Source organism: Massilia forsythiae, from assembly GCF_012849555.1.
Classification (GTDB): Bacteria; Pseudomonadota; Gammaproteobacteria; order Burkholderiales; family Burkholderiaceae_D; genus Telluria; species Telluria forsythiae.
Window position 1 is genome coordinate 1,668,532 of the sequence record NZ_CP051685.1, and the last position, 22,338, is coordinate 1,690,869.

Genomic DNA, 22,338 nt, shown 5'->3' on the forward strand with positions numbered 1-22,338 from the left:
GCAGGCTGTGCATTCGACAAAAATGCCGAGAATACATACCTTGGACATTCTTCTGGCTGCCGACCCACTCATCCATTGGTGATATGTAGCATGTAGAACTAGTTGTTAGGCGCCTTTGATCTCTCGACATTAAGAGCTTGTTAGGTTTTGGAGAAAGACTGAAAAGCTATGCGATGTACGTCCCACTTTGACTGCGAGCAGCTTTGATGACGTCACTGCCCCGGTCAAGCGCATCTCTTGGGGCCACAGGCATTGCGTCGTCGTCGCCCACTTGTTTCGCGATCCAGCCGTTGGGAAAGTGAAACCATATTGCAAGTGACCAGGTATCCGCGCATTCGCCGTATGCCTTTAAAATGTCGCCGATGATTGACAGAGGTTGATACATCGAGTCGAATTGGTAACGAGGATAGTACTCTTTCCCGTCGTATGAGACGCTAAAAATGCGCCTTTGGCGCTTCCAATGGCTCGCCGGAAGCGAATTTTTCGTTGGAGGATTCTTCTGCAGCTTGTTAATATCTTCTGCTGTCAGCCAGTCACCTTCTTCGAACACTTTTGTAACGGTAGCCATCTGACCGAAAATTTCTTTTTGCATGCCAATATTCGGAAGTATGCTGATGGGAGTCTGTATCATAAACGCTCGCTACATATAAACACCGTATTCCAGTCGAATGAGGCAATCTCGTAACAATTCGATATTTCCCTCAGCAACCAAATCCAGCGGTCGCATTCCGTTAAACGCGATCGCCGGTTCATTAAGCCAATGCTGTGCTATCGAAAGATTGCCTCCAAACATTCGCATTAGAATTTGTCCGATCTCATCCAAAGCTCTAGCAGCGTTACCAGTTCTCAGCCTCCTCATTAGCCTTTTATGAGTATGCCTTTTGGCCAGAATCCGGTAGATTTCTTTTTTACGCAATCTGATACTTATGCTCATGCTATCCTCCGAAGTTTGCTGATGCTTTTACATACAAATTTCAACAAACTATGGATCTATCTCGTCCAATGACTGAATCGGCCACTCTAAAATTGCGGCCACACGTTGGATTACCCACCAAGCTTCAGCTTTAGAGGTTAAATTTGTTCGAATTAACCTCGACAAGTATTGCGCAAGTATCTCAGCCTCGCTCATTTGCGAACGCTTGCCCTCTTTAGCTTCTCGTAATTTGATTGTTAATTGCTGGGCAATTTCTTCACAGATCTGCCATCTCTCATATATCTCGGGAGGCGTGCATCCCGGCATGTAAAATCTGCCTCCATAATTCATTACTGAGAATTTTGGCTGAGTTCCTGGAATCGCACCTTCAGCAACAGTTCGAGGAAAATCCACGGGAACTTTTAGATATTCGAGCTCGTCATCTTCATTCATGTGCGCATCCGTACGAACATCTGTGCCCGTTCAATTTTCATGAGCAGCCCATCGCATCCTTGGTGTCGGTCGTGAAGGTCCAAGTCTTGTCGATCGTCAGACCTTTTGCGCTACCGGTGGCCGTGCCGGTAGCGGTGCCGACGAAGTGGACGGTGTACTTCGTGCCCGGCGTGAACGGTGCCTTGCCGACGATGTAAGCGACGTTGGCGCCCAGGTACTGTAAGTTCTGGTCGGTGCTGTCGCGGACCATCAGGCGAACGTCTAGCGGGGTGCTCTGCCCTTCCGGCGTCACGGTGAACGTAGTCACTTTCAGGATGGTGCTGGTTTCGGTGGCGATGCTGATCGGGTAGCTGGTCTTGGCGCACACGTTCGCCTGCGTCATCTCGAATTCCTTGTAGAACGGATTCGGCGACTCGGTGTGGTGCGTCATCGGCACGCCGGTCTGCTTGTCGTACGGGAACACGCCCACGTAGTCACCAGCGTTCTTCTGCTGCTTGATGTAGCCAGCATTGATGTAGGTCGGGCCGCTGTCGTTGCCCGGCGCGATGCCGACGTCCGTCAGGCCTTGCACCATCATCGCGTTGCGGTGGAACACCGTGCTCAGCAGTGCTTGCACCGAAGTCTGCTGGATGCCCTCGAAAGCGATGACTTCGGTGGTGTAGGCGCTCGCATAGCCGGCCGCGATCACGCGATCACCCGGCTCTGCACCGGTGAAGCCAGGGTTGCCCGCGATTTCGTGGTGCGCGTCGCCGCCGCTCATGTTGGTCTGGACGTAGGCAGCATGGTTCTTTGCTGCGATGTCGATGTTGGTGTTCTGGCGCACCGGGCCGAGGCCTTCGATGGCGCGGAAGGCATTAAACTCGGCGAAGGCGTTCGCTTGTACGCTACCGGCCGGGTATGCTGCCGGCGCAGCGGTTTGCAGCTCAGCCGCCTGCACGGTGCTGACCGGGGGTGTTGGGGTGGGATTGGTCGGCGTGGTGGCAACAGGGGTGCTGGTGGCCGGGGATGAGCTGCCGCCGCCGCAACCAGTTAAACCAGATGTAAATACCACTGCAACTAACAATTTAATCTCGTAGCGCTGCTTATATCTTTTAATCATTATAAATCAATCCCTTTTCAATATTGCCAACTCATTCCGTATGTAATTCGGATAACCTCGCTTATGAAATCAATGCTTCTTCATACGTGGTTTATTTTAATTTTAGGGACGAAGACGTTTTCGCAACGGTGGCAATAGAATCCCAGATCCCACTGCGCTTTCTCGTTTTGATAATCTAGCTTGTTGTATTTTGCATTGCGTCTTGCGCAGTCGCGGTAGTGCTTCATGCAGTGTAAAAATATACATGTCCCAGCGATAATCGCAAAAATAGCGCCAACAGCCGAATTAAATATCGCTACGCCAAGAAATCCAACTATTGCGCCACCTAACCAAGCAAACCCAACTCCAAAAAACAAACCGTAGAATATCCAGCTCTCGGTACGCTTGGTTGGCATCGCTAGCTTTTGCGCTAGCGCAGTTTTAACGGTAGTATTCGTCGAAGTTTTCGTGCCAGCAACAGCTAAGCTCCCGTCAACCATGCCTACGGTCGTCCCGCGAGACGTTGAATTCCCGTGGCTGGTCCCACCACTAACAATCGCCGAAATTTTTTGCGTATTCTCACTTCCACATTTGTTGCAGTTATACTCCACTATTCGCTCCTATCAAAATTTTTGAGGGGTTTTTCAAAGCCACCCTAAACTTCGCCTATCTAATTCGGCTCCTTCCATAACCTTGATGTTTTCACAATATCGACCAGCGTCAGGTCGTTAAACCCGCTAATCTCAATCGAACCGTTAGCACATGCAAACATATATGCTCGTTCACCGGTAAGTGCGTATCCCTCTGAAATTTCAACTACACGCTTCAATTCATAATCGCTATCAGATTCCCGTCTGGTTTGGATGTGAAGGCGATATTCTTTTAATTCTTCAATTGAAATAAAATCAAAAATATTTTCAAAATTATCGAAGATAAAGCGTTGCCACCTGCTCTCGTCGGTGAACGGAGCAATATCAAGATGAAATAAATGAGTGTTGAGAGGTATCTCGACGAAAGGATAACTATGCAGTCCTGGCTGATTGAATAACGCACGAAGCGCTTCCATTCCTTCGTCATCCTCCGAATTTTCGTAAGCGTGAAACACGTTAGTCCTTGAGCGAAATGGTGAGAGACGCATCGTTTGCCAAGCCAGCGATCTGTCCATTGAATCGGTGCTGAGCAGGCATGGAACCAAGTCCGGCGCGCCACGACTTGTTGACTATACACGACAAGTAATTGTTGTGTATAGTCAGTCGCAAGAAGTGAGGGTGACGTGCATCATCGTGAGCATGACAACAGCGCCCGCAAAAGCTACGGAGGCAAGAAATCTAGTAAGCTTGGCTGTTGGCGACAGGCTGAAGGAGTCTCGAATCCGCGCGAACATAAGTCAGCTGAAGCTGGCGGCAGAAGCACACGTAGACCGAGTGTTCATATCTAACATCGAACGCGGCGTAGCTAACCCGTCAGTTATCGTTTTGGCAAACATATGTCACGTCTTAGGCATGACATTGGCTGAATTCTTCAGTGAGCTCGACATAGCACTGCCGCCGCAAGAAGACGAGCCGCGCAGAACGAACGCGGCACAGCCAAAAGTAAAACCCCCGGGAAGCCGTCTGCGCTAATGGTGCCAAGGCAGTGACAGTGGCTCGCGTATCTGCGCGACTGTCTAAAGCAGGACGAGGCCCCTGCAGAAAACTGACTTAGAGCGCCTAACAAAACCGTTCGACATACCGCCAACAGATGAGCGAACAGGCAAGTGAAAGGAACGCCTGGTGGATGTCTGCTCGCCTCTCGTGCCGTATGCGCAGTCTGCGAAAGCGGTGAAGCCAACCCAAGGTACGCTCGACGACCCACCGCCATCGGCCAAGCCTTTCGCGCGACTCCACGTCATAGCGGGCAATTCGAGCGGCAATACCCCGACGGCGCAGCCAGGCCCGATGGGCTCTCGAAGCATACGCTCGATCGGCATGCAGCTTACCTGGGCGTTTTCGGGCACGGCCTGCCAAACCTTTCACTGCCGGGATGGACTCTACTAGCGGGATGAGGAAACGCGAGTCGTGTACCTGCGCACCCGAGATTTGGGCTACTAGTGGAAGTCCACGCTCATCTACCAGCAAGTGGTGTTTGCAGCCGAGCTTGCCGCGATCGGTAGGGTTCCGGCCTGTATGCTCGCCGCCAGCAGGTGCCGGCACGCTTGCAGCGTCCACGCAAGCTCGATCCCACATGATCTGATCGTACTCGCGGACCTTTCTATTACCGGCGCCTCCCCCGCGGTGCTTGCGGCCATTGCTGCGGGCAAGCCAGGTAAAAAAGCCAGTAGAGCAACGACGCCACAGATTGCTACAACAATGGAGATCGCGAGCAGTTGCCCGTGAGAATCTACCAGCTTGTGCATGAATGTCTTTTTCCAGACGGGACCGATCCGGTTCAAACCGACTTTAAGCGACCAAAGCTTGCAGGTCTGTGCTTCATCTCTCGTATCACCGGCATAAGTATTTAGTAAGAGGAAAAACCGGGAACTGATGCATCAACCAGTTCCCGGGCCAAATTACAGTTTTTTACTTTGATGAGCCCAGGTGTAGAGCGCCGGCAAGATAAGCAGCGTCAATGCCGTAGACGACAAAATGCCGCCAATAACCACCGTTGCCAATGGCCGCTGCACCTCAGCGCCGGTACTTGTCGCCAGGGCCATCGGCAGGAAGCCCAGCGAAGCGACGAGCGCGGTCATCAGGACAGCCCGCAACCGCACCTGCGCACCCTCACGAATTGCCTGCTCGGGCGCATACCCTTGATCCCGCAGCGAACGCACGAACGAGATCATGACCAGCCCGTTCAGCACCGCCACACCGGATAAGGCAATGAAGCCGATCGCCGCCGAGATCGACAGCGGCAAGCCTCGCAACCACAGTGCCAGCACACCGCCCGTCATGGCAAACGGAATGCCGCTGAAGACCAACAGCCCATCCTTGATGCTGTTGAACATCAGGTAGAGCAGCATGAACACGATCGCCAGCGCTGCAGGAATGACCAGGCCTAAGCGCTGGCTGGCCGCCTGCAGGTTTTCGAACTGTCCGCCCAGGTTCAGCCAGATTCCCGCCGGCAGCTTCAGTTTGCCGAGGCTCGCCTGCAGTTCGCTGACGAAGGAGCCCAGGTCGCGTCCCCGCACGTTGGCCGTGACGACGATCCTGCGTTTGCCGTTCTCGCGGCTGATCTGGTTCGCCTCCGGCACGAAGGTCAGCGTGGCAATCTCCGACAGCGGAATGCTGACCGCGTGACCGTCCTGGGCAGGTAGCGAGATCGGCAACAGGCGCAAAGCGTCGATGTCGTTGCGCGGCCCTTCCGGCAGGCGCACGGTGATTGCAAAGCGGCGGTCGCCCTCGAACACCATACCGACGTCGCGGCCGCCTACGAGCGTCCCGAACGCTTCCTGGACATCGGCTACGTTCAGTCCATAGCGCGCAGCCTTGATGCGATCCACTGACAGCGTCAACGCCGGCAGTCCTTCGGTCTGCTCGACCTTGATCTCCGCGGCCCCCTGGACCTTGCCCAGCACTTGGGCGATATGCTGCGCGGTCGCCATCATGGTCTCGGTATCGTCGCCGAACACCTTAACGGCGATATCGCTGCGCACGCCTGAAATGAGTTCGTTGAAACGAAGCTGGATCGGCTGCGAAAACTCGTAGTTGTTGCCCGGGACTTTGTTGGCCGCCTCGGTGATTGCGGCGACGAGTTCCGCATGCGACTTGCGCGGCGCCGGCCATTGGTTCTCCGGCCGAAGGATGATGTAGCTGTCCGCGGCATTAGGCGGCATCGGGTCCGTTGCCACCTCGGCCGTGCCGACACGCGCGAACATCCGCTCGATCTCGGGGAATTGCTTCAGGAGCGTCGTTTCGAGGTGCTGCTGCATCGTTACCGACTGCTGCAGGCTGGTCCCGGGAATCCGCATCGTCATCACAGCCAGGTCGCCTTCGTTCAGGTTAGGGGCGAACTCGGTACCCAGCCGGGTCGCAAGCAACCCGGACAGCAGTATGCTCAGTGCCGCGAACGTCAGCGCGACTGGCCGGTTGCGCAAGACCCAGTCAAGCAGGGGTCGGTACAGATCCTTAGCTTTATCCATCAGCTTGTTTTCATGCTCGGCCACTCCCTTGCTGACGAAGAGCGCGACCGCGGCCGGCACGAAGGTGACGGACAGGAGCATCGCCGCAGCGAGTGCCATCACCACGGTGATTGCCATTGGATGGAACATCTTCCCCTCGACGCCCGACAGGGCAAAGATCGGCAGGTAGACCGTCATGATGATCAGCTGACCGAACAGCAAGGGGCGGCGTGCCTCCGCTGCTGCGGCTGCGACTTCGGCGAAGCGCTCCTCACGGCTCAAGAGCCGGCCGGCTGCGGTCTGGGCCAGGCCAAGACGGCGGATGCAGTTCTCGACGATGACGACCGCACCGTCGACGATGATGCCGAAATCGAGTGCGCCAAGGCTCATCAGGTTCGCACTCACGCCTGCCTTGACCATCCCGGTGAAGACCATGAGCATGGACAAGGGAATGATCAGGGCCGTGATCAGGGCAGCTCGCAGGTTGCCGAGGAAGAGGAAGAGGATCGCGATGACGAGCAGGGCGCCTTCGAGCAGGTTCTTGCGCACGGTGGCGATTGCCTTGTTCACCAGGACCGAGCGGTCGTAGACCGCCAGGGCCTGTATGCCTGGAGGCAGCGAACGGTTCACATCCTCCAGCTTGCGGCGTGCTGCTTCCGCGACAGCACGGCTGTTTTCCCCGATGAGCATGAAGACGGCGCCGAGCACGACCTCGCGACCGTTTTCCGTCGCGGCGCCGGTGCGCAGCTCGCGCCCGGGTTCGACATCGGCCACGTCCCGCACACGGATCGGCGCGCCCTGCACGACGTCGAGCACGATGTTGCGGATCTCTTCCAGCGACTTGACCTGGCCCGGAGTGCGCACGACGAACTGTTCCCCGCCGCGCTCGATGTAGCCCGCACCCGCGTTGACGTTATTGCGGTCGATCGCATTGACGAGCGTGGCGAGCGATAGGCCGTGGGCCGACAGCTTGACCATGTCGGGCGCGACCTGGTATTCCTTCAGGTAGCCGCCAATGGTGTTGACCTCGGTGACGCCGGCGACGCCGCGCAGTTGCGGCGCCACGATCCAGTCCTGGATTTCGCGCAGGTCGGCCGGTGTGTAAGGGCTGCCGTCCGGCTTTCGCGCGCCTTCCTTCGCTTCCACCGTCCAGTAGAAGATTTCGCCGAGGCCGGTCGCGGTTGGCCCCATGGACGGCTCCACGCCAGCGGGCAGCCTCGCTTTCGCTTCCTGCAGCCGTTCGCTCACGAGCTGGCGCGCGAAATAGATGTCCGTGCCTTCCTTGAAGACGACAGTGACCTGAGACAGCCCGTACTTGGACAGCGAGCGCGTCTGCTCGAGCCTGGGCAGGCCGTTCATCACGGTCTCGATCGGGAAGGTGATGCGCTGTTCGACTTCGAGCGGCGAGTAGCCCGCCGCGCTCGTGTTGATTTGCACCTGGACATTCGTGATGTCGGGGACGGCGTCGATCGGCAGACGCTGGTAACTGTAGACGCCCAGGACCGCAAGGCAGAAGACGGCGACGATGATGAGCCAGCGCCGCGCGATGGCAAGTTCGATGAGTTTCTGGAACATGTTCATCCCGCTCAGTCGTCGTGCTCGGCTTCCGCCTTGCCGAGGTCGGCTTTGAGAAGGAAGCTGCCACCAGCCGCATAGCTAGTCCCAGCGTTCAACCCTTTCACGATCTCGGTGCGCTTGCCATCGGAACGTCCGATCGTGACGTTCTGGGCCCGGAATCCGGTTTCAGTCCGTACGAACACGACATTGTGCTCATGGATGGTCTGGATGGCATCGCTGGCAACCGTCACCGGGACGTTTGTCTGCGGGCCCATCAGGTCGACCGTGGCCAGCATGCCCGGACGGAGCCGCAGTTCCGGATTTGGAAGCGTGATCCTGGCCGTGGCCATGCGCGTAGCTTCTCCGAGGACCGGGCCGACGAACGATACCGTGCCATTGAGCTCATGCGGCAAAGTGTTGACGCTGATCTTCGCGGGCATGCCCAGACCAATCTGTCCCAGGCTGTCGGCAGGAACGGCTGCCTCGATCCATACATGGGACAAATCCGCGACGGTGAGCAGCGGCTTGGTCGCATCGACGGCCTGGCCGGCGACGGCTGGCTTCTCGACCACGACCCCATCCAGCGGAGCGCGAACAGTTACGATGCTCGAGACGCCATCGCTGCCTGCAATGCCCAGGGCACTCAGCCGCTGCCGCGCCGCCTGCGCAGCAATCTCGGCTTCCTTCAATGCGGCTTGCGCAACATCGAAGTCCTGGCGCGCGGAGATGTGCTCTTCCCAAAGCGTTTTCTCGCGTTGATAGGTTGTCCTTGCCAGATTCACGCGCTGCTGGGCGCTGCTCAGGTCAGCCCGCCATTGAGCCACTGTGGGACTTTGAATGGTGACGAGCGCTTGTCCCTTTTTGACAGCCGCGCCGGGCGATACCAGTACCAACTGGATGAGACCTTCTGAAGGAGCAGCAATCGCAACGGTTCGCTCGGCGTTCACCTTGATCTGTGCAGGCAGGTGCAGCCGTTCCTGGATCAAGGAAGGCTTGGCGGCGTCTAGAGCGATTCCGTTAGTCTTGATTTGTGCATCGGTCATCGCGATCATGCCATCCTCGGCAGCCTTGGCCTGCCCCTCGTTCTCTTCGGCATGGCGATCGTCATGACCATGGGAGTCCAGATGGCTTGCGTGCTCTTCGCTGCCCTGTGCGCCCGGTGAAGACGGTTTCCACCACAGCATGAGGGCGGCAAGGATTGCGGCGATCACGCACATCAGCGCGATCGACATCTTTTGTTTCTTTGTCATGTTTTTTCTCAGTTATTCGGTTCAGCAGGACCGGCAATACGTTCGATGTCGGCAAATGCTCGCCATGCTTCGAGCGTGCTGTTCCACTGGCGTGACTGAGCCTGGAACCAAGTGCGCTGCGCGTCGAGGACCTCGAGGAAGGAGAACTTGCCGTACTCGAAGCCTTTCAGCGTCAAGTCGTATGCGGATCTGGCATTCGGAACGACGTCCTGCCGCAGCAGCGTAGCTTCGTTCCTGGCGACTTCGTAGCGGGTATAGGCGGTGGCCAGCTCCGATGCGGTGCTGATCTCGGTGGCTGCCAGTTCGTCCCTGGCTTTGTCCGTTCGCCGCATTGCAGCCCGAAGCGCGTCGGAGTTACGGTTGAACAGCGGAAGCGGCACGGACAGTCCGAGGACAGTCTGGCGACGTCCAACCTGATCGTCGCGCTGGGTGCCGACGGAAAGGGTGAGATCCGGGATACGCGCTGCGCGCTCCACGTCGACCTGGGCTTCCTGAGCCGAGACCTGACTGCGGACGCGCCGGATAATCGCCGCGTTCTTGGCCCTAGCCTGGAGCGCATCGAGCGGTCTGACGTCCGGTAGCGCGTCGGGCTGCTCGACAAGAACGAGGGCGCCGGCTGGTTGGCCGATCAATGCGGCCAGCTTCGTTCTGGCGATGGCAAGTGCCGCCGCAGCCTGGTTCAGTTCGGTAGATGCGTCTACTGCAGCCAGGCGGGCCTTGGTTTCGTCGATTGGAGAGACCTTCCCGGCTATGACCCGCTTGCTCGCCACTTCGACGCTCTTGCGTGCAAGCTCGGTCAGGGCGCGTGCAAGCTCCTGCCTCCGTTGCGCAACGAGGACTTCGTAAAAGACGGCTATGACGTCGGAACGAACATCCTGGCGCCGTGCCATGAGTTCGCTGTTTGCGAGGTCGACTGCGCTTTGTGCGGCCGCGACGCGGGCGCCGCGTTTGCCTCCCAGTTCGATCGGCTGGTTGATCTGGACGGTGGTCGTCCTCGTTCCAGTCTGCTGCCCCTCGCGAAGATACTGCAGTTCGGGATTGGGAAAGCGGTTTGCCTGGTCGACCAACGCTTCGCTGGCAGCCACATCATGGGCTGCAGCGCGTGGCCCAGGCTGGTCGAGAGCGAGCCGGATCGCGGTCGGTAAGTCGAGTGGTGGATTGCCCGCCGTCGTACCGTGCAATGGTTCGGCAGCGCCGCAGCGCCACGCCAATGCGGATACGACGACCAGCACCGATAGTCGTTTAGATAGGGTGTGCATTCGTGCTCCTGAAAATAAATCAAATCAGGCGCGCGGGGGCTGGAGCCAGCGGCTCGCTTGCTTGGAGGTCCGCGCGCTAACTAGCGGCGGCAGACCACTTGGGCCGTTCGAAACGGACCACGGGTGGGGCTGTCAGGAGTGGGGGAACGAATGCGATCCTAAATGTCGGGTGACGCTCAGCCGACATCGCAACCGAATCAGATGGAAGGTAGAAGCTATGCCCGAAGGTACAGGCCGGGCAGTGTAGGTCCACAAGGGCTGACTGGCCGTCGCTGGCCAGGAAAACGGGTTCGCTGACGGATATACCGGACCCTTGGTCGACAGTGTGATGCGTGACGCCAGCAGGGGTCGTCACGCAGCACCTGTCTGCCACGGCCAGGACAACCTGGAATGGATAGACCAGCAGCAGAATGATGAGTACCCAGCGGCTCATGTGATCAGGAAGTTGAAGTGCTCAGGCTGCGCATTTCGGAACGGGCGCGACCGATGATGTCGCGTGCTGCGGAGAGCCCAAGGAACGCCATGATACTTGCTACAGCGATATCAGGCCAGCCTGCCTTCGTGCCGAACACCCCGACCGCGGCGAGCAAGACAGCCAAATTGGCGATCATGTCATTGCGGGTGCAGAGCCACACGGAACGCATGTTCGCGTCCCCATTGCGGAAGGCGTACAGCAACAACGCGACCAGGCCGTTCGCTGCGAAGGCAACGATACTGACCAGGCCCATTGTCTCGGCTTCCGGCACGCGGCTACCCATGCCAATCCAGAGCACTCGAACCAGCACGAGTACCCCGAACATGCCCATGACAACACCTTTGACATAGGCGGCGCGCGATCGCCAAATGGTGGCCATCCCAAGCACGAATAGCGACACGGCATAGTTGCCGGCGTCGCTGAGGAAGTCGACCGAATCGGCCAACAGGGAAACGGAGCCGGACCTCATACTGCTGACCAACTCGACACCAAACATCAGGACGTTGATGAGCAGTGCCACCCAAAGCACCTTGCGATAGCGGTTATCTGGCGGCGACGGTTGGGAACTGAATGAGCCTGAACAGCAAGACGACATAGGAACCTCTACGAGTAATAGTCGTATTAGAATCCCTGTAGCTACTACAAGGTCAAGCACGAGGTGCAAATGAACATGCGAATTGGTGAGTTGGGGAAGTTGACAGCGTGCCAGCCGGAGACGATCCGGTTCTATGAGCAGAAGGGTCTGTTGCCGCCCCCAGTCCGGTCGGATGCAAACTACCGGCTGTACGACGCCGCTCACGCGGAACGTTTGCACTTCATCCGCCGCTGCCGGGCATTGGGGATGTCGCTGGACGAAGTGCAGATCCTGCTCGATTTTCACGACGAGCCAGATCGGCCTTGCGGCGGGGTGAACGAGCTGGTCGATCAGCACCTTGATCAGGTTGATCGGCAGATTGCTGAGCTAACTACGCTGCGTACCGAACTTTCACAGCTGCGGGCGAAATGCGGCTCGACACGCCCCGCGGCTTCTTGCGAGATACTGAAGCAGCTTAGTGAACCGGCCGCGGTTCAAGAAACCGCTGATTCGTCGAGGTGAGCGCAGTATGGTCAAATTCGGCTGATTTGCCGATCGATCGCCTTCTTCGCCCGTTCGTTACGCTCGCTGTAGCGGTCCGTCAGGTAATCAGTGCGCCCACGCATCAGCAGCGTAATCTTGACGAGCTCTTCCATCACGTCGACCACCCGATCGTAGTAAGCGGAAGGTCGCATGCGTCCCTCGTCGTCGAATTCCTTGTAGGCCATCGGCACAGACGACTGGTTCGGAATCGTGAACATGCGCATCCAGCGCCCCAGCAGGCGCAGGGTGTTCACCACATTGAAGGACTGCGAACCGCCGCAAACCTGCATCACGGCTAGCGTGCGTCCCTGGCTCGGCCGGATCGCGCCCATTTCCAGCGGAATCCAGTCGATCTGGTTCTTCATGACGGCCGTGATCGCGCCATGCCGCTCGGGGCTGCACCACACCTGGCCTTCCGACCACAGGCACAGCTCGCGCAGCTCGACCACCTTTGGATGGGTCTCGGGCACGCTGCCGACCATCGGCAGTTCCATCGGATCGAAAATCTTCACCTCGGCGCCGAAGTGCTCCAGGATGCGCGCGGCTTCCTCGGTGAGAAAGCGGCTGAAGGAGCGTTCGCGCAACGAGCCGTACAGCATCAGGATGCGCGGCGGGTGGCTCAGGTCGCCTACCGGTTCGAGTTTCTCGATGGTCGGCAGGTCCAGCAGCTCCGGCTTGATGTTTGGGAGATTCGGAATATTGGTCATTTGATTCGCTTTCCTTCTGCGTCGACAACAGGTTCGCCGTCCTCTTTCGTAAAGGCGCCGCGCTGCGGTACGGGCAGGATATCCAGCACGACCTCGGACGGGCGGCACAGCCGCACGCCGGCTGGCGTGACCACGATTGGGCGGTTGATCAGGATTGGGTGTGCAAGCATGGCATCAATCAACTGCTCATCCGTGGTCGCTGGATTGTCCAGGCCTAGCTCGAGGTAGGGCGTGCCTTTCTCGCGCACTGCGCTGCGCACTGACAGGCCAGAGCGCTGAATCAGATCGGCCAGCGTGGCGCGGTCCGGCGGCTGCTTCAGGTATTCGATGATGGTCGGTTCGATACCGGCATTGCGGATCAGCCCGAGCGTATTGCGCGACGTGCCGCACTCGGGGTTATGGTAGATCGTGACTTCCATGTTGGGTCCTTTCTTAGCTCAGGCGCACGGCCAGTGCGCTCAGGGTCACCAGGAGAATCGGCAGCGTCAGCAGGATACCGATTCGGAAGTAGTAGCCCCAGGAGATCTGGATGTTCTTGGCCGACAGCACATGCAACCACAACAGGGTGGCGAGACTACCGATCGGCGTGATCTTCGGGCCGAGGTCCGCACCAATGACGTTCGCGTACACCATCGCCTCACGGACAACGCCTTGGGCCGATGTAGCATCGATGGCCAGGGCGCCGACCAGCACGGTCGGCATGTTGTTCATGATGCACGATAGGATGGCCGTGATGAAGCCGGTGCCCAGTGCTGCGCCCCAAATGCCGTGCTCCGCGCAGCGGTTGAGCAAGGCGGTCAGGTAATCGGTCAGGCCGGCGTTACGCAGGCCATAGACCACCAGGTACATGCCCAGAGAGAATACAACCACCTGCCACGGTGCCCCGCGCAGCACTTCACGGGTCGAGATCCGGTGGCCGCGTGCCGCGACCGCGAGCAGGAGCACGGCGCCTACTGCGGCAACGGCGCTGATCGGGATACCGACGTCGTCAAGCCAGAAGAAGCCAATGAGCAGCATTGCCAGCACCCACCAGCCGGTGATAAATGTCGCCCGGTCATGGACCGCCTCTTCCGGCCGCTTGAGCTGGGCCAGGTCGTAGTCGGCGGGGATGTCCTTCTTGAAGAACCAGACCAGCGCAGCCAGCGTGGCTGCCACCGACACCAGGTTCACCGGCACCATCACCGCCGCGTAGCGCGCGAAGCCGATATCGAAGTAGTCGGCCGAGACGATGTTGACGAGGTTCGACACGACAAGCGGCAGGCTGGCGGTGTCAGCGATGAAGCCGGCCGCCATTACGAAAGCGAGCGTCGCCTTGGGCGAGAAACGCAGGGCCGCCAGCATGGCGATGACGATGGGCGTCAGGATCAGCGCGGCGCCGTCGTTCGCGAATAGCGCGGCGACTGCGGCTCCCAGCAGAACCAGCATCACAAACAGGCGCCGACCGTTGCCGCCGCCCCAGCGCGCCACGTGCAACGCGGCCCATTCGAAGAAGCCGGCCTTGTCAAGCAGCAGGCTGATGATGATCACGGCGACGAAGGCGCCGGTGGCGTTCCAGACGATGTGCCAGACGATCGGGATGTCGCTGACGTGGATGACGCCGGCGAGCAGGGCAACAATGGCGCCGGCCGATGCGCTCCAGCCGATGCCCAGCCCACGCGGCTGCCAGATGACGAAAGTAAGGGTGGCCAGGAAGATGAGAAAAGCGGTAAGCACGAAAATCCTTCAGGCTGCCGTGGCCAGGGGCTCACGAAAAAGGCCGGGATTGTCGCCCGGCCGTCGAGGGGAATGTGGCGGTAGGTCAGGCTTCGATGTGGCCGATGCGGTCGAGCTCTGCCTTGAGCTTCGCGCGGTCGCCTTTCAGCTCGTCCAGCGGCAGGGCCAGGAAGGCTTCGATGCGTGCGCGCAGGATCGCGTAGGCCTTCTCGAAAGCGGCGCTGATCTCCTCTTCGGTGCCGACGACATGGCTCGGATCCTCGACACCCCAGTGCGTGCGCAGGACGGGACCAAGATAGGCGGGGCAGGTTTCGCCCGCGGCACTGGCGCAGACCGTGACCACGATGTCCGGCGTCACCGGCAGGTTGTCCCAGGACTTGCTGTAGTAGCCCTCGGTCGAAATGCCTTTACTGGCCAGCAGGGCCAGCGCGCGGTCGTTCAGTTTGCCGGTGGGCTGGCTGCCTGCGCTGATGGCATGCCAGCCGTTTGGGGCCAGGTGGTTGAAAACGGCTTCGCTGATCAGGGAACGGCACGAGTTGCCGGTGCACAGAAAAAGTACGTTCACAGTAATCCTTAAGTGGTTCGAGACAAAGTAATTGAGTCGTTCAGGCAGCCGAACTGGCTGTGGTGGTGCCGCAGGCCGAGCCAATGACGGGCGAACAAGTGTTGCCACCGCAGCAGTTTTCGGTGAGGAAGCCGATCAGGGAATTCATCGTGTCAAAGTTCGCTGCATAGATGACGAAGCGTCCTTCCTGACGTGGTATGACGAGGTTCGCGTGGGTCAGCTCTTTCAGATGAAAGGAAAGCGACGACGGCGGCACGCTTAATGCCTCTGCAATCTTGCTGGCCGAAAGACCTGCGGGGCCGGCTTGCACGAGCAAGCGGAAGGTTGCCAGCCGCGATTCTTGGGATAGTGCGGCAAGGGCGGCAAGAGCCGGTTTCGTGTCCATGTGAAGTTTCCAAGTATTTGATAATTCCAGTATAGTCGAATGGATATTCATGCAGCAAGCTCGGCATGGCGATCGACAGGGACGCTTGGGAAGTCCCTTTATAGTTTCATTGCAGCGAACGCCCTGACTATTTCGGTCTTGGTATCGTGATCGTCCATCCATTCCAAGAGAAGCATGACAAGCTGATCGACACGCTTGCGGATCTACAGGAAGGTCTGGGCAAAGGCAGCGCATTTCTCATCGCCCGTTCCTTTCACCTAGACGACGCCAGCTACGTCAACTTTCTTTCCTGGGGTTGGGTCGCCAGATATTCAGAGCCAGCAGCACGACAAAGGAGAAGATCAGCATCACCGCCGCAAGCCGGTGCGCCGCCACATATTCAAACGCTTCGACATGGTCATAGATTTGAACGGAAGCCACTCTGGTCAAGCCAGGCAGGTTACCTCCGATCATCAAGACAACGCCGAATTCGCCGACCGTGTGGGCGAAGGTCAGGATCGAGGCGGTCAGGAAGCCAGGCGCAGCCAGCGGCGAGGCCACGCGAAAGAAGGTATCGAAGGGCGAGGCGCCTAGCGTGGCCGCAGCTTCCAGCGGCTGATTGCCAATCGCTTCAAAGGCCGTTTGCAAAGGCTGCACCATGAAGGGCATGGAATAGAACACGGAGGCGAGTGCCAGCCCCCAGAAAGTGAACGGCAGCGAGCTCACACCCAGCGCCTGGGTGAACTGTCCCACTGGGCCGCTCGGGCCCATTGCCAGCAGCATGTAAAACCCCAGCACTGACGGCGGTAACACGAGAGGTAGGGCGACCACCGCACCGACCAGGCCTTTCCACCAGCTCCGCGTGCGGGCAAGCCACCAGGCGATGGGTGTCCCGACCAGCAGCAGAACGAAAGTCACGACTGCAGCCAGGCGCGCGGTCAACCACAAGGCCTGCAGGTCGCTGGGCGTCAGCATTCCATTTCTCAGTCCGCCTTACTTGCCTGCGATTTCGCCGGGAAGAACGAAACCGTATCTGGTCATTACAGCCCGTGCAGGCTTGCTGTTCATGTAGTCAGCGAATCGTCGGGCCGCGGCGTTCCTCTCTGCGCGCTTGGTGATGATGAAGCCTTGTTCCAGCGGCTCGTGCAGGTTGTCAGGGATCAGCGAATAGCGGTATGTTGTGAGAGTTTTGTTCATCCGCACATCAATGGTAAGAACTACAGATGTATGTCTCTAGTGATAATTTTTCCAGCTTTTCTTGATGTTCAAGTACTTGCTGAATCAATGACTTACGTTGATAACGAGTGAAGCTTTTTTTCATCCACTACACGTGGCCACCGCGCACGGTATGTTCGACCAGATGTTGTTCTTCGCCTCGCAGCACGTCCGTACCGGCGCGTTGCAGTGGTGGAGCGAGTTCGTGGCCACCTTCGGCCTGATCGGCTTCATCATTGGCTGCTCGCGCAGTCGGCCCGCCGTCACGCCGTTCGCCAACCCGGCCGTGACGTTGGCGCGCGCCGCGACCGATACCTTTGCCGGTATTCGTCCGGGCGCCCCCCTGGCTTCATCCTAGCCCAGTTGGCCGGCGCCATGACCGCGACGCTTGGTGTTCTGCTGGTTGTATCCGGCCGCGCCTAAGGGGGCGACGGTGGCCGGCACTATGCCGCCTGGCGACTTCGCCGACGCCAACATCGAGAAAGTGAGGATCTGATGACGCTGCCAAATTCTACCCAACGTCCACGACGCGCTGTTGGACACGCCCACCCTGGAAAAGCTCGCCCCCGTTGGTGACCTGAACCATCCGCCGCGCATCCTGCTGCTGTATGGCTCGCTGCGCGAGCGCTCCTTCAGCCACTTTCTGACGGAAGAGGCGGCCCGCATCCTCGAGCAATTCGGCGCCGAGGTGCGGATCTTTAACCTGATGGAGTTGCCGATGGCCGGCAGCGTACGGAGACACATCCGAAGGTGGTAGAGCTCCGCGAATTGTCCCTGTAATCCGAGGGTCAAGTGTGGTGTAGCCCCGAACGCCACGGCGCCGTCACGGCGGGGATGAAGAACCAGATCGACTGGACCCCGCTGGAACAGGGCGCACTGCGGCCGAGCCAGCGCCGCACGCTGGTCGTGATGCAGGTATGCGGCGGTTCGCAGTCCTTCAACGTGGTCAATACCCTGCGCCTGTTGGGACGCTGGATGCGCATGCTCACCATCCCAAATCAGTCGTCGGTGCCGATGGCCCACAAGGAGTTCGACGACGCCGTGCGTATGCGCCCGTCCGCATACTACGATCGGGGAGTGGACGTGATGGAAGAACTGTTCAAAATGACGCGGCTGCTACGCGGACGTATCGACTATCTCACCAATCGCTACAGCGAGCGCAATGAGCGACAAGTTAAATTGATCTCGTCGTTGGTCGCCAAGATCTAGCGCTTCCGCTCGGTGCCGCGCCGCTCGCTGCTTTCCGAAACCGAACGCGCCAGCTTGTTGGCATTGCCGGAAAGCAAGGATGACTTGGCCCGGCAATACGGCTTCACTGACGCGGATCCCGCCTCGATCCGGCAGCGGCGAGGCGCGGCCAACCGCCTTGGCGTCGCAGTTCAACTGCGCCTCCTGCGTTACCCGGGCTACGCGCTGGCTAGTGACACCAGGTTGTCCGATCCGGTCATCCATTGGATCGCCAAGCAGGTACAAAGCGACGCCACGGCGTTCTCCGAGTTCGGTGGTCGGGAGAAGGCGCGCAACGAGCACCTGCACGAGCTGCGCGCTTAACGTCGTTTTTAATGTGATCTCGGCGTCGGGCCACCACAACTCCTTCGGGCTGCGCAACAGCATACGTGCTCATGAAATGCAGTAAATGCGTGCTCGCCGCGCGAACGCTTCTTTTGCCCCCTCAAGGATTTTGCAAGCAGCGTCTCTCGCCATTGTGTCATCGATAGAGCCCCGGGCGACGATCTGGCTGCGGTCGCGATTGGTCTTGAGGACGATGAGCTGCTCCGCATCTCCCAATACGGCAATGTTGGCATTATGAGTGACGATAATGACTTGGCGCCGTTCCTTCGCTCTGCGCAGTACAGGAACGAAAGTATGAAAAATGAACTCGCTGTCGAGATTGTCCTCTGGCTGGTCGATAATCAGGGGCTGCTTGCTATCCGAGGACAGGATAAGGGCAAGCAAGACCGATTGTTGCTGCCCGAGAGAGAGTTGCGAAAACTCGCGCTTTACTACGGCGGCACTGTCCCCACCGCCAGTATGGCGTGACACAGTCAGCTTTGGAAAATCGTCGACATGACATTGTTCGAGCGAAGCCTTCACAGACGGTTCGGACAGCTTGGCAATGATTTCCTCGGCTTCAACCTTACCAAACTGATTTGTGCCATCTTCGGTGAGAATTGCGGTGAGCGTTGCTATGCGTTTTTTCGCAACTGCTTCTAACAGACCAGGCACTGTAAGACTAGAGATGAGAAGTTTAGCCTTCGCGTGACTGACTGTTTTCCATCCTAACGCTGATGCCACAATGGTTACTGCTTCTTGGGCAAAGCCGCTTTGGATATATTGCAGCTTTACCCGGAGGTCGGTTAATACCTCCCCTAGCGCTCTCGTCGCTTTAGCCGCGTAATGCTGTCGGAGCGTTGCCACGCGAGTGCGCGCAGCCCAGCGTTGTGACAGCAACTCGGCGTACTGAGCTTGCAGAAGCTGAAGATGTGGCTCCCATGTTTTTAACATAGTTAGTGTCTGCTTGTGCTTCGCCTCATCCGCGGTAAGCTTGTTAACATGGGCCATGTTCAGCTTTACTCCTTGCTGCTCGAGTGCACCGCGCCTAGTTTCGATATTTTCTCGAATAGGACGTTCTTTTAATGTCCACGCCTCCATCTGACGAACAGCGTTGCTCTTAAAAGATTTGAAAGCTTCACTCAACTGTTGTTCGAGATCCTCTGCGCGTTCCTTGAATTCGTCAGCGAACGCAGCGATTGCGTCCGCCTCTACGTTCCCTGTAGTGATGTCGTCCCCCACAACAAATGCCCTTGCGTCGTCGACCATGGTCACAACTGAATAGTTGGCAATCTCACGTCCAATGTCCGTAATACTTTGGGTAAGGGAGTCGCGTCGACCTTTTTCGTTTGCCAAGCTGCGTTGCAACTGCATGATCTCGGCCCCTTTAGCCGCTTCAAACGCAATGAGCTGCTGTTGGACGGTACTTAGCGACCGCTGAACCTGAGGGATCGATGCGACCTGCTGTTCAGCTTTGAGAATATCTTTATGCTTGTCGCGTAAGGATTGCAATATGTTTGCCTCCTCGCCAAGTGCATCATCCACGCCGGTGAATGTGTCCAAGTACTTCATCAACGCCAGTGGATCTGCCTTCGCCTGCTCCCGCACGCGCGCTGCCTCCCCTTGGCCAAAACAGTCAATTCCGAAGGCAATGGGGCCGTCTTGAGCGTTGTCTAAATTCTCGATCTGACACCCGATTGATCGTGACAAACTGTGCTCCTGCCCAGCTTCGTCTTTCCAAAAGAGATGTAACTGGTTGGGCCATACTTCAGAGTTAACTACTTCAGCTTCGCTCTCTGAACCTACAAGACATCGGATGGCCTCAAAAGTTGTTGATTTCCCAGTTCCCCTGCCGCCAATGATGCAGTTGAGGTTTCGACTAAAATGAACCATTTGCCCGTCCAGGAAGCCGCCGCCAAACGCGGCTCCGAGGACGAACGGTGTTGTCTCTGGCACTTCGTCTTCCAGACGGACTCGCGAGTCGCACTCCTCCAGAGCGTGTCGCAAACTAAGGAATGAGGGCGCTGTCATTTTGTAGCGCGTTAGCTTTCTATCTTGTCGCGCATTGCGTCCTAAAGCATTTAAAGTGTGCGAGTCTGAATTCAGGATACGAGCAAGATACTGCCTCTCGCCGAGGCCTAACTTTGCGATCCGTTGCTTTCCGATTCCAACGCGAACTGAATCCACGTCGTCCTTCGTGTATGACACAGGAGAAAGCGCAGTATTTAGTTCGATTCCTAACAGCGCACGATGACATAGGATGTCGAGCTTGTGAGGCGACGCGCCAGGATGGTTGGTTTCTAGACCATTTCCTCCATCGATGTGAGCCAATACTCCAAAGCCACCCTGCTCCTCAATCAAGTCGAGGCAGCGGCTCATGTTTGTCCTACAACGGCTATTCTGTGTGCCCCGCTCAGAGAGATCGAGACGGCCGTGAAATTGCTCGAGCGCCTCCAGCGATGGGAAATAACATAGCAAATGGCCTTCTGGAGTGGATAATTCGACAGCAGGTATTACTAATATTCCGGCGGCTTCGCCAGCGGCAAGCGCATCGCGTACGTTTCGAATCTCGTTGTGGTCCGCGATAGCAATGAGGTCGAGCTTTTCGATCACTGCAGTGTCGATGATTGACTGCGCCGTCATCGCTGCATCCTTCACATCGTGCGACGCACTGTACGAATGGATGTGTAGATCACCTCGATAAAAGTGCGCCCCGTTTGGAAGGGCAGTGCATTCCGCCAGTTTTCCTGTCATGTCATTTTCCAAATAGCGCCGCAAGCGCACGTTATAGAACTATGCCATGACCTAAACTTAGTCGGTCAATTTAGTTAAAAAAATAACGAAACTGGCGACCTACTTGTGCACTCTCGAACGCGAGAGTGCAGATCTCAAGGCGGACCTAGGACCGTTGCTTCGACCGATTAGCGCGTCACAAAACAGTTCTACATACCTCCAATAGACAAGCGAACAGGCAAGCGATAGGAACGCTTGCTGGATGTCTGCTCGTCGCTCATGTGAGATGCGCAAGCTGTAAAAACGTTGTAGCATCCTGGGGCGCGCTCAACAACCCAAGCACAATGCGCATGTGAAGCGTAGGCTGGACTGGTATGCAGCTTACCTAGATGTCTGCGTGCACACCGGAAGGCTCTATAGCCGTCAAAATGACTTCTACGAGCGGGATAAGGAAGCGGGTCGAACACCTTTGCGCCCTAGATCTTGGCTACCAGCCGTAACTCACGTTGATCCATGAGCAGCTGGTGCTTGCAGCCGCGCTTGCCATGATCGGTCGGGTTTCTGCCTGTATATTCGCCGCTGGCAGGGGGCAGCTACAATGGCAGTGTCAATGCTAGCTCGAGGCACATTATCTTGGTTGCCACTGACCAAATCTCGATAGGCTCCGTTGGCTTCACACAACAACTGGAATGGTTCTAAGGACTGACAACTTTAGACAGAATTCTTATCAATCAGGGAAACGGTGCCCAGGGTTCCCAGGTGCTTATAGTTGTTCGTGTTCTTCAGCTTCGGGGTCTTCTGGCAGATGACGTCGAATTCGTCCTTCAGCGCCAGCCAGGCCGTGTCGACCGCGTCGGGCGGCGCATCCCACGAACCCTTGTCGCGGCCCTTGAAGCCGCGCGTCTTGGGCGACATGCCGTGCGGCACGGCGCGTTCGATGGCGCTGCGCAGCGGTCCCAGGTTGTCGGGCAGGTCGTTGGCACTGAGCGTGGTCTTGGCCGCCATCATGCCGCAGCCGATGTCGACGCCGACCGCGGCCGGGATCACCGCGCCCAGGGTCGGGATCACGCTGCCGATGGTCGATCCTTTACCCAGGTGCACGTCGGGCATGGCCGCCATGTGTTTATAGATGAATGGCATGCGCGCGGTGTTGGCGAGCTGCTGGCGCGCTTCGTCTTCGACCGGCACGCCGCGGGTCCACATCTTGACCGGGCGGCCGCCGTTCACGTCCATCACGTCGTAGTGCTGGGCAGCTTGTTGTGCCTTGTGCTGGATTGCCATGATTGTCTCTT

The 22,338-nt window shown here is 57.9% G+C and carries 21 protein-coding genes and 4 pseudogenes; 5 read left to right on the top strand and 20 right to left on the bottom strand.

The genetic code is table 11. The features are described 5' to 3' along the window. Positions 1 to 166 precede the first annotated feature (166 nt). From HH212_RS07185 to HH212_RS07210, 6 genes are all read right to left on the bottom strand, one after another. A complete protein-coding gene (locus tag HH212_RS07185) occupies positions 167 to 592 on the bottom strand; it encodes a hypothetical protein (RefSeq protein ID WP_169434781.1) in 426 nt (141 codons plus the stop codon). Between the two features lie 48 nt (positions 593 to 640). Then, the gene (locus HH212_RS27800; protein WP_370663933.1) at positions 641 to 799 is read right to left on the bottom strand and encodes an antitoxin Xre/MbcA/ParS toxin-binding domain-containing protein; all 159 of its coding nucleotides are present in this window, start codon (positions 797 to 799) and stop codon (positions 641 to 643) included. Positions 800 to 982: 183 nt separating this feature from the next. Further along, a complete protein-coding gene (locus HH212_RS07195; RefSeq protein WP_169434783.1) occupies positions 983 to 1,366 on the bottom strand; it encodes a hypothetical protein in 384 nt (127 codons plus the stop codon). 37 nt (positions 1,367 to 1,403) lie between these two features. Beyond that, positions 1,404 to 2,465 carry a CAP domain-containing protein gene (locus HH212_RS07200; RefSeq protein WP_169434784.1) on the bottom strand — a complete coding sequence of 354 codons (1,062 nt, stop codon included), beginning with the start codon at positions 2,463 to 2,465 and terminating at the stop codon, positions 1,404 to 1,406. An 80-nt stretch (positions 2,466 to 2,545) separates the two neighbouring features. After that, positions 2,546 to 2,944, bottom strand: coding sequence for a hypothetical protein (locus HH212_RS07205; protein WP_169434785.1), 399 nt, complete (start codon positions 2,942 to 2,944; stop codon positions 2,546 to 2,548). A gap of 170 nt (positions 2,945 to 3,114) precedes the next feature. Next, positions 3,115 to 3,609 (bottom strand): hypothetical protein, encoded by a 495-nt coding sequence (locus HH212_RS07210; protein ID WP_169434786.1) that lies wholly within the window; start codon positions 3,607 to 3,609, stop codon positions 3,115 to 3,117. A gap of 124 nt (positions 3,610 to 3,733) precedes the next feature. Between HH212_RS07210 and HH212_RS07215 the strand changes: the two genes are divergently transcribed. After that, positions 3,734 to 4,066, top strand: coding sequence for a helix-turn-helix domain-containing protein (locus tag HH212_RS07215; RefSeq protein ID WP_169434787.1), 333 nt, complete (start codon positions 3,734 to 3,736; stop codon positions 4,064 to 4,066). An 87-nt stretch (positions 4,067 to 4,153) separates the two neighbouring features. On the opposite strand, the pseudogene HH212_RS07220 reads toward HH212_RS07215, so the two are convergent. The 5 genes and pseudogenes from HH212_RS07220 to HH212_RS07240 all read right to left on the bottom strand — a co-directional run. After that, positions 4,154 to 4,690 (bottom strand): annotated as a pseudogene (locus tag HH212_RS07220) (IS5 family transposase); the annotation flags it as partial. Positions 4,691 to 4,992: 302 nt separating this feature from the next. Further along, positions 4,993 to 8,115: an efflux RND transporter permease subunit gene (locus HH212_RS07225; protein WP_169434789.1), complete on the bottom strand. Its 3,123-nt coding sequence runs from the start codon at positions 8,113 to 8,115 to the stop codon at positions 4,993 to 4,995. Positions 8,116 to 8,126: 11 nt separating this feature from the next. Further along, positions 8,127 to 9,347 (bottom strand): efflux RND transporter periplasmic adaptor subunit, encoded by a 1,221-nt coding sequence (locus HH212_RS07230; protein ID WP_169434790.1) that lies wholly within the window; start codon positions 9,345 to 9,347, stop codon positions 8,127 to 8,129. Positions 9,348 to 9,355: 8 nt separating this feature from the next. Continuing rightward, entirely contained in the window at positions 9,356 to 10,606 is a 1,251-nt protein-coding gene (locus tag HH212_RS07235) for a TolC family protein (protein ID WP_169434791.1), read from the bottom strand. A gap of 437 nt (positions 10,607 to 11,043) precedes the next feature. Continuing rightward, positions 11,044 to 11,601: a cation efflux transmembrane domain-containing protein gene (locus HH212_RS07240; RefSeq protein WP_229217616.1), complete on the bottom strand. Its 558-nt coding sequence runs from the start codon at positions 11,599 to 11,601 to the stop codon at positions 11,044 to 11,046. Positions 11,602 to 11,745: 144 nt separating this feature from the next. Here HH212_RS07240 and cadR point away from each other — a divergent pair, with 144 nt between their 5' ends. Beyond that, positions 11,746 to 12,177, top strand: a complete 432-nt coding sequence (cadR, locus tag HH212_RS07245; RefSeq protein WP_211172468.1) for a Cd(II)/Pb(II)-responsive transcriptional regulator — start codon at positions 11,746 to 11,748, stop codon at positions 12,175 to 12,177. Positions 12,178 to 12,188: 11 nt separating this feature from the next. On the opposite strand, the gene arsH (HH212_RS07250) is transcribed toward cadR, so the two are convergent. The 7 genes from arsH (HH212_RS07250) to HH212_RS07280 all read right to left on the bottom strand — a co-directional run bounded on the left by arsH (HH212_RS07250) (position 12,189) and on the right by HH212_RS07280 (position 16,744). Then, a complete protein-coding gene (gene arsH / locus HH212_RS07250) occupies positions 12,189 to 12,905 on the bottom strand; it encodes an arsenical resistance protein ArsH (RefSeq protein ID WP_169434793.1) in 717 nt (238 codons plus the stop codon). After that, positions 12,902 to 13,324, bottom strand: a complete 423-nt coding sequence (gene arsC / locus HH212_RS07255; RefSeq protein ID WP_169434794.1) for an arsenate reductase (glutaredoxin) — start codon at positions 13,322 to 13,324, stop codon at positions 12,902 to 12,904. The genes arsH (HH212_RS07250) and arsC overlap by 4 nt, the downstream gene beginning before the upstream one ends. Positions 13,325 to 13,337: 13 nt before the next feature. Then, positions 13,338 to 14,618, bottom strand: coding sequence for an arsenic transporter (locus HH212_RS07260; protein ID WP_169434795.1), 1,281 nt, complete (start codon positions 14,616 to 14,618; stop codon positions 13,338 to 13,340). An 85-nt stretch (positions 14,619 to 14,703) separates the two neighbouring features. Then, on the bottom strand, positions 14,704 to 15,183 hold the full coding sequence (locus tag HH212_RS07265) for an arsenate reductase ArsC (RefSeq protein ID WP_169434796.1): 480 nt from the start codon (positions 15,181 to 15,183) through the stop codon (positions 14,704 to 14,706). Between the two features lie 40 nt (positions 15,184 to 15,223). Next, on the bottom strand, positions 15,224 to 15,568 hold the full coding sequence (locus tag HH212_RS07270; RefSeq protein ID WP_169434797.1) for an ArsR/SmtB family transcription factor: 345 nt from the start codon (positions 15,566 to 15,568) through the stop codon (positions 15,224 to 15,226). A 276-nt stretch (positions 15,569 to 15,844) separates the two neighbouring features. Next, entirely contained in the window at positions 15,845 to 16,522 is a 678-nt protein-coding gene (gene modB, locus HH212_RS07275; RefSeq protein WP_169434798.1) for a molybdate ABC transporter permease subunit, read from the bottom strand. Between the two features lie 18 nt (positions 16,523 to 16,540). Further along, entirely contained in the window at positions 16,541 to 16,744 is a 204-nt protein-coding gene (locus HH212_RS07280) for a substrate-binding domain-containing protein (RefSeq protein ID WP_211172469.1), read from the bottom strand. A 151-nt stretch (positions 16,745 to 16,895) separates the two neighbouring features. Here HH212_RS07280 and HH212_RS27805 point away from each other — a divergent pair, with 151 nt between their 5' ends. From HH212_RS27805 to HH212_RS07295, 3 genes and pseudogenes are all read left to right on the top strand, one after another. After that, positions 16,896 to 17,120 carry a hypothetical protein gene (locus tag HH212_RS27805; RefSeq protein ID WP_211172470.1) on the top strand — a complete coding sequence of 75 codons (225 nt, stop codon included), beginning with the start codon at positions 16,896 to 16,898 and terminating at the stop codon, positions 17,118 to 17,120. Positions 17,121 to 17,270: 150 nt separating this feature from the next. Then, positions 17,271 to 17,971 (top strand): annotated as a pseudogene (gene arsH, locus HH212_RS07290) (arsenical resistance protein ArsH). A 12-nt stretch (positions 17,972 to 17,983) separates the two neighbouring features. Continuing rightward, positions 17,984 to 18,307, top strand: a pseudogene (locus tag HH212_RS07295) (DUF4158 domain-containing protein); the annotation flags it as partial. A 75-nt stretch (positions 18,308 to 18,382) separates the two neighbouring features. Here the strand turns inward: HH212_RS07295 and HH212_RS07300 are convergent. Both HH212_RS07300 and HH212_RS07305 read right to left on the bottom strand, forming a co-directional pair. Further along, the gene (locus tag HH212_RS07300; RefSeq protein WP_169434800.1) at positions 18,383 to 21,067 is read right to left on the bottom strand and encodes a TrlF family AAA-like ATPase; all 2,685 of its coding nucleotides are present in this window, start codon (positions 21,065 to 21,067) and stop codon (positions 18,383 to 18,385) included. A 720-nt stretch (positions 21,068 to 21,787) separates the two neighbouring features. Next, a pseudogene (locus HH212_RS07305) lies at positions 21,788 to 22,279 on the bottom strand (RtcB family protein); the annotation flags it as partial. Between the last annotated feature and the right edge of the window lie 59 nt (positions 22,280 to 22,338).

Coding starts and splice junctions, on each gene's coding strand:
- HH212_RS07215 (WP_169434787.1), top strand. CDS start 3,734: ATGACAACAGCGCCCGCAAAAGCTACGGAGGCAAGAAATCTAGTAAGC.
- HH212_RS07185 (WP_169434781.1), bottom strand. CDS start 592: ATGCAAAAAGAAATTTTCGGTCAGATGGCTACCGTTACAAAAGTGTTC.
- arsH (WP_169434793.1), bottom strand. CDS start 12,905: ATGACCAATATTCCGAATCTCCCAAACATCAAGCCGGAGCTGCTGGAC.
- HH212_RS07270 (WP_169434797.1), bottom strand. CDS start 15,568: ATGGACACGAAACCGGCTCTTGCCGCCCTTGCCGCACTATCCCAAGAA.
- HH212_RS07280 (WP_211172469.1), bottom strand. CDS start 16,744: ATGAACAAAACTCTCACAACATACCGCTATTCGCTGATCCCTGACAAC.
- HH212_RS07195 (WP_169434783.1), bottom strand. CDS start 1,366: ATGAATGAAGATGACGAGCTCGAATATCTAAAAGTTCCCGTGGATTTT.
- HH212_RS07230 (WP_169434790.1), bottom strand. CDS start 9,347: ATGACAAAGAAACAAAAGATGTCGATCGCGCTGATGTGCGTGATCGCC.
- cadR (WP_211172468.1), top strand. CDS start 11,746: ATGAACATGCGAATTGGTGAGTTGGGGAAGTTGACAGCGTGCCAGCCG.
- modB (WP_169434798.1), bottom strand. CDS start 16,522: ATGCTGACGCCCAGCGACCTGCAGGCCTTGTGGTTGACCGCGCGCCTG.
- HH212_RS07210 (WP_169434786.1), bottom strand. CDS start 3,609: ATGGACAGATCGCTGGCTTGGCAAACGATGCGTCTCTCACCATTTCGC.
- HH212_RS07300 (WP_169434800.1), bottom strand. CDS start 21,067: ATGACAGGAAAACTGGCGGAATGCACTGCCCTTCCAAACGGGGCGCAC.
- arsC (WP_169434794.1), bottom strand. CDS start 13,324: ATGGAAGTCACGATCTACCATAACCCCGAGTGCGGCACGTCGCGCAAT.
- HH212_RS07205 (WP_169434785.1), bottom strand. CDS start 2,944: ATGGTTGACGGGAGCTTAGCTGTTGCTGGCACGAAAACTTCGACGAAT.
- HH212_RS07225 (WP_169434789.1), bottom strand. CDS start 8,115: ATGTTCCAGAAACTCATCGAACTTGCCATCGCGCGGCGCTGGCTCATC.
- HH212_RS27800 (WP_370663933.1), bottom strand. CDS start 799: ATGCGAATGTTTGGAGGCAATCTTTCGATAGCACAGCATTGGCTTAAT.
- HH212_RS27805 (WP_211172470.1), top strand. CDS start 16,896: ATGTTCGACCAGATGTTGTTCTTCGCCTCGCAGCACGTCCGTACCGGC.
- HH212_RS07200 (WP_169434784.1), bottom strand. CDS start 2,465: ATGATTAAAAGATATAAGCAGCGCTACGAGATTAAATTGTTAGTTGCA.
- HH212_RS07235 (WP_169434791.1), bottom strand. CDS start 10,606: ATGCACACCCTATCTAAACGACTATCGGTGCTGGTCGTCGTATCCGCA.